This is a genomic window from Gemella taiwanensis, from assembly GCF_054054385.1.
In genome coordinates, this window is the sequence record NZ_JBSMTL010000004.1 from 1 (window position 1) to 14,378 (window position 14,378).

At 33.4% G+C, this 14,378-nt stretch carries 12 protein-coding genes, 18 tRNA genes and 1 rRNA gene; 28 read left to right on the forward strand and 3 right to left on the reverse strand.

Going from position 1 to position 14,378, the window contains the following annotated elements; translation table 11 throughout:
* Positions 1 to 12: 12 nt before the first annotated feature.
* The 24 genes from rrf to ACWOA3_RS04490 all read left to right on the forward strand — a co-directional run bounded on the left by rrf (position 13) and on the right by ACWOA3_RS04490 (position 5,504).
* A 5S ribosomal RNA gene (gene rrf / locus ACWOA3_RS04375) occupies positions 13 to 127 on the forward strand.
* A gap of 9 nt (positions 128 to 136) precedes the next feature.
* Positions 137 to 212: transfer RNA gene (locus ACWOA3_RS04380), tRNA-Val, on the forward strand.
* Between the two features lie 5 nt (positions 213 to 217).
* A tRNA-Thr gene (locus tag ACWOA3_RS04385) sits at positions 218 to 293 on the forward strand.
* A gap of 8 nt (positions 294 to 301) precedes the next feature.
* A tRNA-Lys gene (locus ACWOA3_RS04390) sits at positions 302 to 377 on the forward strand.
* 7 nt (positions 378 to 384) lie between these two features.
* Positions 385 to 469: transfer RNA gene (locus tag ACWOA3_RS04395), tRNA-Leu, on the forward strand.
* A gap of 13 nt (positions 470 to 482) precedes the next feature.
* Positions 483 to 557: transfer RNA gene (locus ACWOA3_RS04400), tRNA-Gly, on the forward strand.
* 14 nt (positions 558 to 571) lie between these two features.
* Positions 572 to 658, forward strand: a tRNA-Leu gene (locus ACWOA3_RS04405).
* An 8-nt stretch (positions 659 to 666) separates the two neighbouring features.
* Positions 667 to 743: transfer RNA gene (locus tag ACWOA3_RS04410), tRNA-Arg, on the forward strand.
* Positions 744 to 753: 10 nt separating this feature from the next.
* Positions 754 to 830, forward strand: a tRNA-Pro gene (locus ACWOA3_RS04415).
* A 30-nt stretch (positions 831 to 860) separates the two neighbouring features.
* A tRNA-Ala gene (locus ACWOA3_RS04420) sits at positions 861 to 936 on the forward strand.
* A 28-nt stretch (positions 937 to 964) separates the two neighbouring features.
* Positions 965 to 1,041, forward strand: a tRNA-Met gene (locus ACWOA3_RS04425).
* 29 nt (positions 1,042 to 1,070) lie between these two features.
* Positions 1,071 to 1,147: transfer RNA gene (locus ACWOA3_RS04430), tRNA-Ile, on the forward strand.
* A gap of 8 nt (positions 1,148 to 1,155) precedes the next feature.
* A tRNA-Ser gene (locus ACWOA3_RS04435) sits at positions 1,156 to 1,248 on the forward strand.
* Between the two features lie 10 nt (positions 1,249 to 1,258).
* Positions 1,259 to 1,332 (forward strand) — tRNA-Met (locus tag ACWOA3_RS04440).
* A 13-nt stretch (positions 1,333 to 1,345) separates the two neighbouring features.
* Positions 1,346 to 1,421: transfer RNA gene (locus ACWOA3_RS04445), tRNA-Asp, on the forward strand.
* A gap of 25 nt (positions 1,422 to 1,446) precedes the next feature.
* Positions 1,447 to 1,522 (forward strand) — tRNA-Phe (locus ACWOA3_RS04450).
* Between the two features lie 4 nt (positions 1,523 to 1,526).
* Positions 1,527 to 1,599, forward strand: a tRNA-Thr gene (locus ACWOA3_RS04455).
* Between the two features lie 13 nt (positions 1,600 to 1,612).
* Positions 1,613 to 1,696 (forward strand) — tRNA-Tyr (locus ACWOA3_RS04460).
* A 5-nt stretch (positions 1,697 to 1,701) separates the two neighbouring features.
* A tRNA-Trp gene (locus tag ACWOA3_RS04465) sits at positions 1,702 to 1,772 on the forward strand.
* A 195-nt stretch (positions 1,773 to 1,967) separates the two neighbouring features.
* The gene (locus tag ACWOA3_RS04470; RefSeq protein WP_456884308.1) at positions 1,968 to 2,852 is read left to right on the forward strand and encodes a ParB/RepB/Spo0J family partition protein; all 885 of its coding nucleotides are present in this window, start codon (positions 1,968 to 1,970) and stop codon (positions 2,850 to 2,852) included.
* Positions 2,830 to 3,588: a ParA family protein gene (locus ACWOA3_RS04475; RefSeq protein ID WP_003147411.1), complete on the forward strand. Its 759-nt coding sequence runs from the start codon at positions 2,830 to 2,832 to the stop codon at positions 3,586 to 3,588. The genes ACWOA3_RS04470 and ACWOA3_RS04475 overlap by 23 nt, the downstream gene beginning before the upstream one ends.
* The gene (locus ACWOA3_RS04480; protein ID WP_003147410.1) at positions 3,581 to 4,441 is read left to right on the forward strand and encodes a ParB/RepB/Spo0J family partition protein; all 861 of its coding nucleotides are present in this window, start codon (positions 3,581 to 3,583) and stop codon (positions 4,439 to 4,441) included. The genes ACWOA3_RS04475 and ACWOA3_RS04480 overlap by 8 nt, the downstream gene beginning before the upstream one ends.
* A 2-nt stretch (positions 4,442 to 4,443) precedes the next feature.
* Positions 4,444 to 5,307, forward strand: coding sequence for a mechanosensitive ion channel family protein (locus tag ACWOA3_RS04485; RefSeq protein ID WP_003147409.1), 864 nt, complete (start codon positions 4,444 to 4,446; stop codon positions 5,305 to 5,307).
* A gap of 11 nt (positions 5,308 to 5,318) precedes the next feature.
* Positions 5,319 to 5,504, forward strand: coding sequence for a DUF951 domain-containing protein (locus ACWOA3_RS04490; protein WP_003147408.1), 186 nt, complete (start codon positions 5,319 to 5,321; stop codon positions 5,502 to 5,504).
* A gap of 45 nt (positions 5,505 to 5,549) precedes the next feature.
* On the opposite strand, the gene ACWOA3_RS04495 is transcribed toward ACWOA3_RS04490, so the two are convergent.
* The gene (locus ACWOA3_RS04495) at positions 5,550 to 6,098 is read right to left on the reverse strand and encodes a TVP38/TMEM64 family protein (RefSeq protein WP_456884311.1); all 549 of its coding nucleotides are present in this window, start codon (positions 6,096 to 6,098) and stop codon (positions 5,550 to 5,552) included.
* Positions 6,099 to 6,226: 128 nt separating this feature from the next.
* Positions 6,227 to 7,075: a VOC family protein gene (locus ACWOA3_RS04500; protein WP_456884313.1), complete on the reverse strand. Its 849-nt coding sequence runs from the start codon at positions 7,073 to 7,075 to the stop codon at positions 6,227 to 6,229.
* A gap of 273 nt (positions 7,076 to 7,348) precedes the next feature.
* Between ACWOA3_RS04500 and ychF the strand changes: the two genes are divergently transcribed.
* Both ychF and ACWOA3_RS04510 read left to right on the forward strand, forming a co-directional pair.
* A complete protein-coding gene (gene ychF / locus ACWOA3_RS04505) occupies positions 7,349 to 8,449 on the forward strand; it encodes a redox-regulated ATPase YchF (protein ID WP_003147405.1) in 1,101 nt (366 codons plus the stop codon).
* A 106-nt stretch (positions 8,450 to 8,555) separates the two neighbouring features.
* On the forward strand, positions 8,556 to 9,848 hold the full coding sequence (locus tag ACWOA3_RS04510) for a DUF6792 domain-containing protein (protein WP_456884315.1): 1,293 nt from the start codon (positions 8,556 to 8,558) through the stop codon (positions 9,846 to 9,848).
* A gap of 42 nt (positions 9,849 to 9,890) precedes the next feature.
* On the opposite strand, the gene ACWOA3_RS04515 is transcribed toward ACWOA3_RS04510, so the two are convergent.
* Positions 9,891 to 12,221, reverse strand: coding sequence for a transglycosylase domain-containing protein (locus ACWOA3_RS04515; protein ID WP_456884317.1), 2,331 nt, complete (start codon positions 12,219 to 12,221; stop codon positions 9,891 to 9,893).
* 180 nt (positions 12,222 to 12,401) lie between these two features.
* Here ACWOA3_RS04515 and tyrS point away from each other — a divergent pair, with 180 nt between their 5' ends.
* Positions 12,402 to 13,655 (forward strand): tyrosine--tRNA ligase, encoded by a 1,254-nt coding sequence (gene tyrS, locus ACWOA3_RS04520; RefSeq protein ID WP_456884318.1) that lies wholly within the window; start codon positions 12,402 to 12,404, stop codon positions 13,653 to 13,655.
* A 36-nt stretch (positions 13,656 to 13,691) separates the two neighbouring features.
* Positions 13,692 to 14,366, forward strand: a complete 675-nt coding sequence (gene rpiA / locus ACWOA3_RS04525) for a ribose-5-phosphate isomerase RpiA (protein ID WP_456884320.1) — start codon at positions 13,692 to 13,694, stop codon at positions 14,364 to 14,366.
* Positions 14,367 to 14,378 lie beyond the last annotated feature (12 nt).

Genomic DNA, 14,378 nt, shown 5'->3' on the forward strand with positions numbered 1-14,378 from the left:
ATGAAGTTTTCGTCTGGTGGCGATAGCGAAGAGGACACACCTGTACCCATACCGAACACAGAAGTTAAGCTCTTTAGCGTCGAATGTAGTTGGGCTTACGCCCTGTGAGACTAGAACGTTGCCAGGCTTTTGATTCGGAGGTTTAGCTCAGCTGGGAGAGCACTTGCCTTACAAGCAAGGGGTCAGCGGTTCGATCCCGTTAACCTCCACCATTTATGCCGGCCTAGCTCAGTTGGTAGAGCAACTGACTTGTAATCAGTAGGTCGGGGGTTCAAGTCCTCTGGCCGGCACCATTTATTTAGAGCCATTAGCTCAGTTGGTAGAGCATTTGACTTTTAATCAAAGGGTCGAAGGTTCGAGTCCTTCATGGCTCACCATTCTTTTGCGGGTGTGGCGGAATTGGCAGACGCACTAGACTTAGGATCTAGCGCCTCACGGCGTGGGGGTTCGACTCCCTTCACCCGCACCATTTCTAAATATTCGCGAAAGTAGTTCAGGGGTAGAACATCACCTTGCCAAGGTGAGGGTCGCGGGTTCAAATCCCGTCTTTCGCTCCAATAGTTAATATAGTGCCGGGGTGGCGGAACTGGCAGACGCACAGGACTTAAAATCCTGCGGTAGCAATACCGTACCGGTTCGATTCCGGTCCTCGGCACCATTATATTAGCGCCCATAGCTCAATTGGATAGAGCGTTTGACTACGGATCAAAAGGTTAGGGGTTCGACTCCTCTTGGGCGCGCCATTTAAGCAAACGGGAAGTAGCTCAGCTTGGTAGAGCACTTGGTTTGGGACCAAGGGGTCGCAGGTTCGAATCCTGTCTTCCCGACCATTGAAAAGAATATATAAACATTATTGATTTGGGGCCTTAGCTCAGCTGGGAGAGCGCCTGCTTTGCACGCAGGAGGTCAGCGGTTCGATCCCGCTAGGCTCCACCATTTTAAATAATGAATTTAAGCCTTTATTGGCGGCGTAGCTCAGCTGGCTAGAGCGTACGGTTCATACCCGTAAGGTCGGGGGTTCGATCCCCTCTGCCGCCACCAATAATAGTTAGTGAATTCTCTAGGAACACGGACTCTTAGCTCAGTTGGTTAGAGCTATCGGCTCATAACCGATCGGTCGCAGGTTCGAGTCCTGCAGAGTCCACCATTTATCAAGGAGGAATACCCAAGTCCGGCTGAAGGGATCGGTCTTGAAAACCGACAGGAGTGTAAAAGCTCGCAGGGGTTCGAATCCCCTTTCCTCCTCCATTTTTATTATCGCGGGATGGAGCAGTCTGGCAGCTCGTTGGGCTCATAACCCAAAGGTCGATGGTTCAAATCCATCTCCCGCAATTTTTAATAACTAGGTCCCGTGGTGTAGCGGTTATCACGCCTGCCTGTCACGCAGGAGATCGCGGGTTCGATTCCCGTCGGGACCGCCATTTTTTTATGTAAAAATTTAATAATGCCTCGATAGCTCAGTTGGTAGAGCAATGGATTGAAGCTCCATGTGTCGGCAGTTCGACTCTGTCTCGAGGCACCATGTTGCCGGCCTAGCTCAGTTGGTAGAGCAACTGACTTGTAATCAGTAGGTCGGGGGTTCAAGTCCTCTGGCCGGCATTTTTTTATATTTGGGAAGATAGCGAAGAGGCTAAACGCGGCGGACTGTAAATCCGCTCCTTAGGGTTCAGTGGTTCGAATCCACTTCTTCCCACCATTCTTAGGGACGTAGTTTAACGGTAGAACAAAGGTCTCCAAAACCTTTGGTGTGGGTTCGATTCCTGCCGTCCCTGTTTAAAGTGTAATCATTTATGATTGCACTTTTTTTATGCAAAAAATTTATTAAATAACTAATATTCTCAGGAAATATTCTTTAAAAGACCTAAAATATAATGCTTATTGTGTTTTATTTTTTGGGAAATACTTTTGACAAAAGATATTAATTATGTTATTGTATTAATGTATATAAGTGCCATAGGAGGTAAAATATGAGTGAAAGTGTAAAACCATTTAGTAAACTGTATGATTTAACACAAAGAGCTGAGAAAGTCGGTATTTCAGATGATGATTTCCTTAGAGAAATATTAGTTGAAAAGATTGTTCCTAATAAATATCAGCCTAGAAGAGAATTTACAGAAGAAAAAATTAAAGAACTGGCTGAGTCTATTAAACAAAATGGATTACTTCAATCTATTACAGTTCGTGATATAGGGAATGGCTTTTACGAGCTTATAGCTGGTGAAAGAAGGCTAAGAGCTATTAAGTATTTACAGTATCCAACAACTAAGGCGATTGTAAAAGAGTTAACGGATGAACAAATGGCGACTTTGGCTTTAATTGAAAATATACAAAGGGAAGAATTAACGCCTATAGAAGAAGCACATGCATATCAAGAGCTTCTAAGTATAAATAAACTAACTCAAGATGAACTAGCAAAATCTTTAGGAAAAACACAGGCTACTGTTGCTAATAAGTTACGATTATTGAAATTAAGTGATAAAGTAATTGATGCTATTAACACTAAGAAAATTACTGAGCGACATGGGCGTGCTATGGTAAAATTAGATGCTTCTGCTCAGGAAAAACTTTTAGTTCAGATTTTATCACAAAATTTAAATGTTTCTCAAACTGAGGAAAAAATTGATACTTATTTGAAGATTAAAAAAGATATTAAAGTTTTCAATACTGTGGTAAATTATGATGGTCAAAAAGTTATAGCAAAACTTACAAAAGAAATAGCAAAATTAGAAGAAAAGTATAATATTAGTCTTAATAAAGAAGAAGAAGAAAATATGGATAGTGTGGTTATCAAAGTTACCATACCAAGATATGTAAATAAAGAGGTAAAAGATGAAAATTTTAGCGATATGTAATCAAAAAGGTGGAGTGGGAAAAACAACTACTTCAATAAATTTAGCTGCGTCTTTAGCACATTTAAAGAAAAAAGTATTATTAATAGATACTGATCCACAGGCTAATGCTACGAGTGGTGTAGGTGTAGATAAAGCGGCTATAGAACAATCAATTTATAATATACTTGTTGACGAAGTTAATATTAATGATGTTATTCAAAAAACAGCTTATGAGAACCTAGACATAGTTCCTTCTAGCATAGCATTAGCAGGTGCAGAAGTTGAACTAGTTTCAGCGATTAGTCGTGAACAACGTATGAAAAATGCAATCTCAGAAATTAAAGGTGAGTATGACTATGTAGTAATCGACTGCCCACCGTCTTTAGGTCTAATTACGTTAAATTCTTTAACTGCAGCTAATGGAGTAATTATTCCAGTGCAGACTGAATATTACGCTCTAGAGGGGCTTAGCCAGCTTATGAATACATTTAATATAGTTAGAAAGCACTTGAACTCTAAATTAGATATTTTTGGTGTCTTGCTTACTATGACAGATAGTAGAACTAATATATCTAATCAAGTAGCTGAACAAGTTCGAGATCACTTTAAAGATAAAGCATTTGATACTGTTATATCTAGAACTGTTCGCTTAAGCGAAGCGCCAAGTTTTGGTGAACCAATTATTGAATATGCTAAAAATTCTAATGGTGCAAAACAATATTTATCATTAGCTAAAGAGGTGATTGAGCGTGGCTAAGAAACTAGGTAAGGGATTAGGTCGTGGTCTTGATGCAATTTTTGCTACTGAAAATGTAGAATTAACTACTGATAATGATAAAATAGTAGAAATCTCATTAGAAGAGATTAAGAAAAATCCATATCAACCTCGTACTTATTTCAACGAAGAGAAGTTAAATGAATTAAAAGAATCTATTGAAAAAAATGGATTATTACAGCCTATTATTGTAAAAAAAGCAGTAAAAGGTTATTACATCATAGCTGGTGAACGTCGATATAGAGCTTTTGAACTGCTAGGTAAGAAAGAAATTCCAGCTATTATTAAAGAAATGACTGATGAAGAAATGATGATCTTTGCGGTCCTAGAAAACTTACAACGTGAGGATTTATCAGCATTAGAAGAATCAGAAAGTTATAAAAATCTGATGGATAAAATGTCATTAACTCAAGAAGAATTGGCTAAGAAACTTGGAAAAAGTAGACCATATATCGCCAATAGTTTACGACTATTAAAATTACCTGCAGAAATAAAAAATAAGCTTGAGCAAGGGTTAATAAGTGCAGCTCACGCAAGAACTTTACTTTCATTAAAAACAAAAAAAGCTATGGAAGAAGTTTGTGCTTTAGTAATTGATAGAAAAATGTCAGTTCGTGAGTTAGAAGAATATGTAGCGAAGTTATTAAAACCAAAAGAAGTTAAGAAACCAAAAGTTAAGGATATTTTTATAGAAGAACAAGAAAATAATCTTAAAAAACTCCTAGGAACTTCTGTAACTATTAAACAAGGTCGTAATAAAAAAGGTAAGATTGAAATTGAGTTCAAAGATAATGATGAGTTTGAACGTATTATTTCATTATTCAAGGATGAATAATTATGAATTTTATTGAAAAAATTAAAGGTACAATAAATAATACAGATTTATTGATTACAATTTTAGAAAAATTTCTAATTATAATAGGTATCTTCATTGTAGCATCGATATTAGTGCGAATATTTAATAAGATTATCGATTATGTTATGACGACTAGAGATAATGCTAATAAGAAATTTAATATAAAGTTTAATGAGAAACGATCAGAGACGTTACATAAGCTTGTAAAAAGCGCAGTTCGTTATTCAATTTATTTTATTGCTTTTTTCCAAGTTTTGTCTATTTTAGGAGTTAATACGACGAGTATAGTTGCTAGTGCTGGGATTGCTTCTGTTGCTATTGGTTTTGGTGCTCAGAGCTTAGTTAAGGATATTATTTCGGGGTTCTTTATCATTCTTGAAGGACAATTTGATGTAGGAGATAATGTTAAAATATACAACCAGGCAGCTTTTATTGCTGGAGGGGACGTTATGTCACTTGGCTTACGCTCTACGAAAATACGATCAAAAGATGGAGAAGTATATTTCATTCCTAATGGAACTATTAATCAGGTTGTAAACTATTCATTAATGTATAATTTAGCCTTAGTAGAGTTGCCGATAAAAATCGATGAAACTATTGAAAAAAGTGAGGAGCGCGTAAATAAAGTAATAAACTCAGCTAATTCTAGTAAAGAATATCGAGAATTATTATATAAAAATGATAAATTACATATAGATAATATAGAAAATATAGCTGATAATGTTATTACAATAAAAGTCGTTGGTAAGGCGAAAGTTGGTAAGAAAAATAAAGTGGAAACAATGTTAAGACGTGATTTTTATAAAGAGTTTGAATCACTACTCACTTCAAATGAAGAAAAATAGGAGGTTGGCTTATGGAATATGAATTAAATGACATAGTTGAAATGAAAAAACAACACCCTTGTGGCACAAATAGATGGCAAATTACACGTATGGGGGCAGATATAAAGATAAAATGCCTGAAGTGTGATAATAACATTATGATGCCAAGACGTGAGTTTAACAAAAAAATTAAAAAAATAGTTGAAAAACATTCATAATATAAAAAGCTAGTGAATCTTGAGTTAAGATTTACTAGCTTTTTGTTACTTATTAAATTTTTTCGATATTTTTGAACTGATAAAAATAAATGCTAAAAGTATAATTATTCCATATAAAAATTCCATACTTCCAATATTATTTAGAGTAGTTCCGAAGTGTAGCCAAATCATTTTTCCAGGAATTAAACCTATAATATTACCTATAAAATACTTTTTAAACGATATCTTAGTTAAACCATATGAGTAACAAATAACACTATTTGGAAGAACTGGGATTAATCTGTAAATTATTAAAAATATCATAAGTTTATTTTCACTTATACCAAAAATCGTATCGTATTGTTTTTTTGATAGTTTTTTAGCTAAGTATTTTTCAACGTAATCACTTGCGAAGTATCTTGAGATGATAAACATAACGCTAGTATAGATTATTGAAGAAATTATTGAAAGGATAAAACCATGAGTAAAACCAAATAAATAACCACCAATCGCAGAAAATATCCCCGGTGGAAATAAAAATATTGGTAATATAGATGCTAGTATTAAAAAAACTATAGGTGCAAAGCTACCAAATTGTGCTATAAAATCCTGCATGGGTCCTCCTTCTGATAAAATAATATTCTTATTATATCATAAAGCTATGGAAATAAGCGACTAATAACTAAAGGGAATGACTCAAAGAAATTGATTTTATTGAGTCATCCCTCTTAAGTTTTTTGATATTATATTTCTTTTATTAAGTGTACTTCGATTCCATTTGGATCATTGATAATGATTTTATTATCATATTCACTAATGATTTTAGTGTTATTATTTTTTATATTTTCTACAATTTTGTTGTAAGCAATATCATCAATAAATATTATTTCAAAATAATCTAAACCAGGAGTTCCTTTTTGTCTAAGACTTAAGTTAGGGCCACCCCAGTGGTTAACAGCTAAGTGATGATGATAATCACCATAAGCAATCCAACTTGCACTAGCTACAGTAAATTTATCACTAAATCCCAGCACATCTTGATAGAAATTAGAAGAAACTGTAGAGTTTTGAACACTCAGGTGAACATGACCAATGATAGTTCCTACTGGTAAAACATAAGGTACTACAGTTTCAGAAATATCAAGTAGGTGAGTAGCATCTATAGGTTCAGTTACTCCTATGATTTTACCGTCTTCTTTTCTATCCCAAATACTTTCATCTTTATCGTAATAAACTTCAATTCCATTACCTTCTATATCACTTAGGTATAGAGCATTACTATAACCATGGTCAGATCCACCATCTAAAGGAACGTTAGAATCAATAAAATGACGTAAGATATTCGCTAGACTTTGTTCATCTGGAACTAGGTAAGCTATGTGATATAGTCCATATGAACGAACTAGAGGGCCATCAACTTTTTTCAAGTGAAGAAGCGGAGTATTATCTGAAGTTCCTAAAGTAGCCTCTATATCATTTTTAGAAATTACAGTCATTCCCATAACTTCAGTATAAAATTTGAGTTGTCTGTCAAAGTTTACAACATTAAGCGTAGCAGTTCCAAGTTTAATGTTTGAATTATATTTTTTCATAAGTTTTTACCATCCTATTAGTATTTTTTTTATAGATTTTATCTCTTGTAATATATTTTACATACTAAAATATTTTTTGTAAAGTACGTACTTTTATAATAGTTAGTATCTTTTGATATACTAATGAATGAAATTAATGATTATTACCAAAAATATTTTTAAATAGCATAATATTAAATGATAAGTTTTGCGTTTTATGATATAATAGTTAAGTTGAGTAGGCAAGGCCTAAGTAATATAAGAAATTAATGAAGAAAAGGAGTGATTGATACTATGGCATTAACAGCCGGAATAGTAGGATTACCAAACGTAGGAAAGAGTACACTTTTTAACGCAATTACAAAAGCAGGAGCATTAGCTGCGAACTATCCTTTCGCAACAATTGATCCAAACGTAGGGATTGTAGAAGTACCAGACCACAGATTAAATAAATTAACAGAATTAGTAGAACCAAAAAAAACAGTACCAACATCATTTGAGTTTACTGATATTGCTGGTATCGTAAAAGGTGCATCTAAAGGTGAAGGATTAGGGAATAAATTCTTAAGTCACATTCGTGAAGTAGATGCAATTTGTCAAGTTGTTAGATGTTTTGAAGATGAAAACATTACTCACGTTGCTGGTGGAGTAGATCCATTATACGATATTGAAGTTATTAACCTAGAGTTAATCTTAGCTGATTTAGAAAGTGTTGAAAAACGTATCGGACGTGTTGAAAAACAAGCTAAACAAAAAGATAAAGATGCTGTTGCAGAATTTGCTGTACTTTCTAAAGTGCGTGATATTCTTAAAGAAGAAAAACCAGCAAGACTTTTAGAATTCGATAAAGAAGAGCAAAAAATCGCAAAAGGATTACATTTATTAACAATGAAACCTATGCTTTATGTTGCTAACGTAAGTGAAGATGATTTACTTGACGTTGATGCTAACAAACACGTAGCAAGTGTTCGTGAATTTGCTGCAAGTGAAGGAAGCCAAGTTATCGTAGTTTGTGCAAAAATCGAAGAAGAAATGGCTTCATTAGAAGATGAAGAAAAAGCAATGTTCTTAGAAGAGTTAGGAATTGACGAAAGTGGATTAGATAAACTAATTAAAGCAAGTTATAGCCTATTAGGATTAGCAACATACTTCACAGCAGGTGTACAAGAAGTACGTGCATGGACATTCAAAAAAGGTATGTTAGCTCCTGAATGTGCTGGAATTATCCACTCAGACTTCGAACGTGGATTTATCCGTGCTGAGACTGTAAGTTATGATGACTTAGTTGAATATGGAAGTATGCCAAAAGCTAAAGAAGCAGGTCGTGTACGTCTTGAAGGTAAAGAGTACGAAGTAAAAGACGGCGACATCATGTTATTTAGATTTAACGTATAGTAAAAATAAAATTCTATATTTTCTCATTAACTGGGAAGATATAGAATTTTTATATTCTCTATAAAATGTGTTATAATTATTTTTATATAAAAGAGGTGATTTTACTATGTTAAGATTTTTTCATAATCCACTACTTGTAGCTAAATTAACAGAGTATGAGTATTTAATTAAAGGAAATAAAAAACAGAGTACAGCAGAATATAAAATAAAAAGAATTTTAAAAGATGTTACTGGAGAAGTTTTTGAGGATATTGAAGTATATAATAGTGGGCTATCAGTTCCAAAGATTACAAAAAATGGTTTCCAAGCTACGGCGATATACATTCCAAGGATAAATGAGCTTCTTGTCATTTATAGAGGTAGTGAGAGTGAGGATATTAGCGATTGGTTTTATAATTATACAGGAATCGTTTCAGGTGAGAATACTAGTCAAATAGATTCTGCATGTAAATTTACTAAGTTTTTAAAAAGAAAGATTGTAAACTTTGACTCTTGTTATAAAGTTGCTGCTGGACACTCTCTTGGAGGTCATATAGCAATTACTGTTGAACTATTAAAACAGACATATCAACGAGTTTACACATTTAATACAGCTTTACCTCAGTTAAAACAACTTAGAAAATATGATAAAAAATTTAATAAAAAATTGGAAGAGTATTTTTTAGAAAAAGATTTAGAAGAGACTAATAAACTTCAGGATTTCACTTCTAATTATTATGCGAAAAATGCCCATCACATATATAATTTTGTGAGAAAAAATGATTTTATACAATCGTTAAATATGACAGTAGGAACATTTCATGTAGGAAAAACTATAGAGTTTCCTGAGATAATAAAGAACTTTGTTGCGCCTGAAGAGTATTTAACAGAAGATGATACCTATGAACTGGATAAAATTTTCAGTGATTATTATAATAGGTTAATTGATAAAAATATTACACCAGATGATGTAGTAGAAAATCAAAAACAGGTGACGGATGAATTTATAGGGTTGATTGTAGAAAAAATAAAAACACCAATTCAACAACAAATAAGTAATTTTTCATATAAAAAAGGAGTAAAAACTTCTAGTGAAGTAGGAATTACAGATTCATACAGAACGTTTAAGGCAGTTTATAATTATCTATTGTATTTAGCGCACTCAGGAATCATATCAGATGATGTAATAAATTGTAATGATAGTAAAAAAGCGACAACACTTTATGAAAAAGTAATGGGAGATGCTAGCAAATCCAATCTTAAAAATTTATTAAAACCATTACAGGAATTTTACACATTAACTAAGGCAATTTATACGCTAACGCATGCTAAAGGTTTAGACGATGTAGGAAATTGGTCAGAAATAGCTGAAGCACATGATTTACCATCTTTTTATGATGTACTAGAAAAAGTGAAATAATAAAAGTCAACATGAAAATGTCATTCATGTTGACTTTTTAGTTTAATCTGAATTATCACCAGGTGCAACTGGTTTCAAGATAGGAGGTGGAGAAGATGGAGTTGTAGTGGCTGAACTATTATTTGTTTCTTTTTTCTCTTTGTCTTCCTTCTTCTCTTTATCTTCTTTTTTAACTTCTTGTTTCTTAACTACTACTTTTGCTGGATCTCCGAATGAAACGGCCTTATCTATATTAGAACCTAATTTAGCCAATGTTTTTTCTTTAGATAGTTCTTTAAATCCAGTAGGGATAAGATCTTTTGTTCCACCTTTAGCATTGTTGTAAGGATTAATGCTAGACTCAGTAACTGAGCTAGGTCGCGTGAATGCCGTATCAGGTGAAAGAATATTCTTATCTAATGCATATATAGCATTCATAACAGCCACCCAGCTTCTTTGCGCATAATCATAACTAGGCACTTTTGCAGGATTGTCATAACCATTCCATAGTCCAACAGTTACCTTAGTAGTACCACCAACAACCCAAAGGTCTTTATAGTATTCAGATGTCCCTGTTTTAACAAATAGATTTTTTGAGCTAAATTTTAGTTTACTTGACATATCTCTAGATGTACCATAGCTCTTATTAATAACATCTCCAAGCATATCAACGATTAAGTAACTTGTCGATTCTTCATAGATTTTGACAGGTGAAAAATCAGCTTTGTAAACAAGTTCACCATCATTATTTTCAATTTCTTCAATGATGTGTGCTTTTTTATGTTCCCCTTTATTACCAAAAGTAGAGAATGCGCTTGTATTTTCTGTTACAGAAAAGCCATACGTCATACCACCGATAGCCGTAGCTAGGTTTTCTTTATCACTGTCTGTAAGGCCGCCGATATCCATTTTCTCTAAGTAATTCTTTACAGGTTCTTCTTTTTGGAAGGCAGAATACAATCTTATTGTTGCTAAGTTAAGAGATCCTCCTAATGCTTGTCTTGCTGGAAGATAACCGTGTTGTGAATTATCATAGTTCTCAGGACGCCAACCGTTGTAGTTGAAACGTTTATCTAGAAGCGTTGAATTCGGTGTAATATAACCTTTATCTATTGCAGGTCCATAAACTAATAATGGTTTTATCGTAGAACCTGGAGAACGACGAGTCCTTGTAGCATGGTTAAGTTGTTGTTTATTGTAATCCATACCACCGATAAACGCTAGAATCTTACCACTATTATTTTCTATTACTGAGGCTCCAATTTCTAATGGATAAACAACTCCCCCATAAGAATAAGTAGGGTAAGAAGCAAATTGTTTTTTCGTTTCTTGAAGTGTATCGTAAAGTTTCTTATCAAGTGTTGTTTTTACTTTATATCCACCAGTAATAAATTTGATTCGACTTTTTTCTATTAATTCATTTCTATAGTCAGAATTTGTCTTAAAGTCTTCTTGTCTATTATTTCTTGCTGCTGTTTGTTCAGCTAGAATTTCAGCAACTGAACTAGTAACCTCATCACGAATGTATGGATAGTCGGTGTATTCAGAATATTTTTGTTTAGTGAATGCACCTTTAATATCGAATTGCTTAGCTTCTTCCATTTGCTCTTTTGTGATAAAGTCATTAGCAACCATTCTATCAAGTACATATTTTTGTCTATCTAGACCAGCTTGAAGTTCTTCATCAGGTCGAACATTACCAGCCGCATCAAAAGGTGTGTATTTATATGGTGATTGAACAAATCCGATTAAATATGCAGCTTGTGCCACATTTAAATCTTTAGAATGAACACCGAAAACACCTTGTGCAGCAGTTTCTATACCACTGATATTTTGACCTAAACTGTTTTTTCCAAATGGAGCAACATTTAGATAATTCTCAAGAATTTCATTTTTTGAGAAGTGACTATCTACACGTAGTGCTAGTAATATTTCTTTCGCTTTTCTTTCATAAGATCTAGAATTGTCAAGAAGCTGATTTTTTACTAATTGCTGAGTAATTGTACTTCCTCCAGATGTTCTAGCTCCCGTAGCTTCACTATGTGCTGCCCTTAGTATAGCAAAAATATTAATTCCGCTATTAGAGTAGAAGTTAGAGTCTTCACTCGCAATTATTGCATTTTTGACATTGTCTCCTAAATCTTCGTAAGTAACAGTTTTTCTAATTAATTCGGAGTTTATTGTACCTAATTTTTCTCCACTACCAAAGTATACTTCACTGTTCTTACTAATGTTATTTATTTGTTCCTTCATTTCTTTTTGAGTTAATACGGGTTGATCTTTTACAAGGCCACCTACATAGCCAATAGCAAGTCCCATGCTTAGACTGATTAGCAGTCCAATTGAAAGAAGAAGGGTTTGAGTCATAGAAGTTAATATCTTCTTAAATTTCATTGTAATCTCCTTAGATTGCATACTATTAGCTATATTATACCATATTTTTATATGAAAGACTAAATCATATGCAAGTGAATAATAGATTTTATATTTAAAATAAAAGAAAAAGATAAAAGAAAAAATAAAAATATGATATAATTGAATTAAGTGTATAAAAATTGATATGGAGGTATTTTAATGAGCAAATTATTAGAAGATTTAAAATATAGAGATTTAGTTTATCAACAAACAGATGAAGAAGGAATTAAAGAATTATTAGAGAAAGAAAGTGTGTCTATTTACTGTGGAACAGACCCAACTGGTAATTCATTACACATTGGGCACTTACTACCATTTTTAACATTAAAAAGATTTCAACAACACGGGCATAAACCTGTTATTTTAGTAGGTGGAGGAACTGGGATTATTGGTGATCCATCAGGAAGAAGTGAAGAACGTCAATTACAAAGTCTAGAGGTAATAGAAGATAATGCTAGTCGTCTTGAAGGGCAACTTCGTAATATTTTCCGTGGAGATGATAATATTGAATTTGTAAATAACCGTGACTGGTTAGGAAAATTATCTATGATTGAATTTTTACGTGATTACGGAAAATTAGTAAATATCAATTACTTACTAGCGAAGGACTCAATTTCAAGTCGCCTAGATAACGGATTATCATTTACAGAATTCAGCTATACTATACTACAAGGTATTGACTATGCATACTTAAATGAACACCACAATGTTAAATTACAAATTGGTGGTTCAGACCAATGGGGTAACATTACTACTGGTCTAGAAATCATGAGAAAACTTCGTGGAGATGTTGAAGCATACGGATTTACTATTCCATTAATGTTAAAATCTGATGGAACTAAATTTGGTAAATCTACTGGTGGAGCAGTATGGTTAGATCCAGAACAAACAACACCTTATGAATTTTACCAATTCTGGTTCAACACTGCGGATACAGAAGTAGTTTCGGCTCTTAAAAAATTCACATTCTTAGAAAAAGACCAAATTGAAGCATTAAGAGAAAGTTCTGAAAAAGAACCACACCTACGTTTAGCTCAAAAAGCATTAGCAGAAGAAATGGTGAAAATTGTTCACGGTGAAAAAGCGTTAGAGAGTGCATTAAACATTACAAAAGCATTATTCTCAGGAAACATTAAAGAACTAACTCACGATGAATTAAAAGAAGCTGTTAAAGGTATGCCAAAATCTGAATTAGAGAAAAAAAAATACAATATCGTAGATTTCCTAGTTGAAAGCAATCAAGTTCAATCAAAACGTCAAGCACGTGAAGATGTAAACAATGGTGCTGTTTATGTGAATGGGGATAAAGTTACAGATTTAGAATATGTTGTAGAAGCTAAAGACAGATTAGAAGATGGATTTACAGTACTTAGACGCGGTAAGAAAAAATATCTATTAGTTGAATATAAATAATTTAAAAGTAACATATACATTAAAAGGGGAACTGAAATGAATCTAAAAGAAGTTGTTGGTAAAAAAGCTGTAGAATATGTAAAAGATGGTATGGTCGTTGGTTTAGGGACAGGATCGACAGTATTCTATTTTGTACACGCGCTAGCTGATAGAGTAAAAGAAGGATTGAATGTTGAAATGGTATCAACGTCGATTCAAACGGTTGAACTAGCTAAGAGCTTGGGGCTTACAATCAAAGAACTAGAAGAGATTGATCATATTGATCTTGCTGTTGATGGAGTAGATGAAATCGATAAGGATTTTAATGCGATAAAAGGTGGAGGAGCAGCATTATTTAGAGAAAAAATAGTTGCTGATATTGCTTGTGAAGTAATCTGGATCTATGATGAGAGTAAAGATGTAGAAAAACTTGGGAACTTTAACCTACCTGTAGAAATATTACCATTTGGTTACAGTCATACTATAAGAAAAATGGAAGAAGCGGGTCTAAATCCAGTGTTAAGATTAAAAGATGGTGCTACTCTTATAACTGACAACAGCAATTTTATAGTGGATTTACACTTGGGTTATGGATTTGATATTAAAGCTGTAAAAGAAAAACTAGAAAGCATAGTTGGAGTAGTAGAGTATGGTCTATTTTTAAATATGTGCAAACTATGCATTAAAGGAACAGAAGATGGGGTTATAATTATAGAAAATCCAAATAATTAAGGACGTGAAGGA